Source organism: Trinickia sp. (assembly GCF_051961175.1).
Taxonomy (GTDB): domain Bacteria; phylum Pseudomonadota; class Gammaproteobacteria; order Burkholderiales; family Burkholderiaceae; genus Trinickia.
Genome location: NZ_JBQCDN010000441.1, coordinates 1 through 2240, shown reverse-complemented (window position 1 = coordinate 2240; position 2240 = coordinate 1). Strand labels below are relative to the sequence as shown.

Annotated in this window: 2 protein-coding genes; both read right to left on the bottom strand. The window is 65.3% G+C overall.

The annotated features are described in order from the left end of the window. Window positions 1-25: 25 nt before the first annotated feature. Window positions 26-598, bottom strand: a complete 573-nt coding sequence (locus ACTHL0_RS25040) for a CoxG family protein (protein ID WP_440569761.1) — start codon at window positions 596-598, stop codon at window positions 26-28. A 265-nt stretch (window positions 599-863) separates the two neighbouring features. Further along, on the bottom strand, window positions 864-2240 hold a 1377-nt coding region (locus tag ACTHL0_RS25035; RefSeq protein ID WP_440569760.1), incomplete at its 5' end, for an amino acid permease.

Below are 2240 nucleotides of genomic sequence, written 5' to 3'. Positions count from 1 at the left end.
TCCGCAAGCCAGCGCGCACTCGTATTCAGGACTTCGAGGTCCATGCTTTCCACGACTTCCCTCCTTTGCCGCCCGGCGCGGATTCGAATACGGCCGCATGTTGTACCGATGGCCCGGCCGGCTGCGGGGCGTCGCTCGGCAGCGGCTTGTCCCCCGCGCTCAGATGCGCGGCGAACCGTTTGAAGAATTCATCGGCCACCTTGCGCACGACGTCGTCGGCGGCGCTCTTTCCGTCGGCATGCAGCGTTTGAGCATAGGCCGTATAGAGTAGCGTGCTCGACGCATCGCCATCGGCCTCCAAGCGTAGCCGCGCCCCATGCGCGCCGCCGCCGTTGGCGGCATCGATTGGGGGCGCATCGAGTTGGAACAGTAGCGTGCGAGCGCCCGGCGTATCCACCTCCGTCAACCGCACCCGGCCTTTGAAACGGACCCCGACCCCATCCGCACCGAGATTCACGGCGAGTGCGAAGCCGTTTTCCCCGTCGGCTTGTATATCTTCACAGCCGGGAATGGACGCGCGCAGAATCGCCGCATCGGTCAGTGCTTCCCACGCCCGTTGCGGCGGCACGGGCAGCGTGTAGCTCTCCGTCAATTCCATTGCGTTGCTCCTCCTTCAATTGGGAAGGGCCGGCGCCCGTCAGCGGAGCGTCGGACGTTGTCAGCGGAACTCGATCATTATGGACCGCTCAGCGCGAGCAAGTTCATTACGTTGTGCGTGGCAGGGCAGCGAACCCCGTTAGCAAACCGTGTGCAAACAAAAACGGCATCGCGGCGCAGGCCGGCGATGCCGTTGGGATGCCCTCGCAGGGCACCGGCTGGAGCGGGGCGCCGCCGAGGCTAACGCGCCGGTGGCGAGAGTCTGGTCACCGCTTGCCGCGCGCCAGCAGCGAATGCTTGCGCGAGTAGCCGAAGTACACGACCAAGCCAATGGCGAGCCAGACGACGAAGGCGACCCAGGTGATCCATTGCAGGTTGATCATCAAAAACACGCAAGCGGCGACGGCGAGCAGCGGCAGGACCGGCACGCCGGGGCAACGGAACGAGCGCGGCAGATGCGGGTGCGTACGGCGCAGGACGAGCACGGCGATCGAGACCATCGAGAATGCGGCGAGCGTGCCGATGTTGATGAGCTCGGCCAGCACGTTCAACGGCACGAGGGCACCGATCAGGCCAAAGAAGACGCCGACGAGCCACGTTGTCGTCACCGGCGTGGCAAAACGCGGGTGCACGCGCGAGAGCACGGGCGGCAGCAGCCCGTCGCGCGACATCGCGAAGATGATCCGTGTCTGGCCGTAGCTCATGACGAGAATCACGGTGAGCATGCCCAGCACGGCGCCCAGATCGATGAAGCCGGCTACCCAGTTTTGCCCGGCAACCTGCAGGGCGTAGGAGACGGGGTGCGAGACATCGGCGAAACGCGGCGAGGGAACGATGCCCGTCACGACCGCCGCCACGGCGACATAAAGCACGGCGCACACGGCCAGCGACGCGATGATGCCGATCGGCAGATCGCGTTTGGGGTTTTTGACCTCTTCGGCCGCCGACGAGACGGAATCGAACCCGATGAACGCGAAGAACATGACGGCCGCGGCGCCGAACACGCCGTGCCAGCCGTTCGGCATGAACGGATGCCAGTTCGCCGGCTGCACATGGAATGCGCCGACCGCAATCACCGCCAGAACGACCGCTACCTTGATCCCGACCATGATGTTGTTCACCCGCGTGGATTCGCGCACGCCGACGGACAGCAGCGTCGTGATCGCCATCATCACGAGGAACGCCGGCAGATTGAACAGCGTCTCGTGGCCGGGCAGCGCGCCGGGCGCTGCCGTCAGCGCGACGGGCAGCGATACGCCGAAGCCGGACAGCAGCGATTGCAGATAGCCGGACCAGCCCACCGACACGGCCGACGTCGCGAGACCGTACTCGAGCATCAGATCCCAGCCGATGATCCACGCGGCCAGTTCGCCAAGCGTCGCGTACGAATAGGTGTAGATCGAGCCGGCGACGGGGATCGTCGACGCAAATTCCGCATAGGCGAGACCCGCCAGCCCGCAAGCGACGGCCGCAATCAGGAAAGCAATCATCAACGCGGGGCCGGCTTGCACAGCGCCCGTGCCAGTGAGCACGAAAATCCCGGTGCCGATGATGGCGCCGATGCCAAGGAACGTGAGATCGAGGGCGCCGAGCGCTTTTTTAAGGCCGGTGCGCTCGGCACCGGCGATCATCTGCTCGACGTT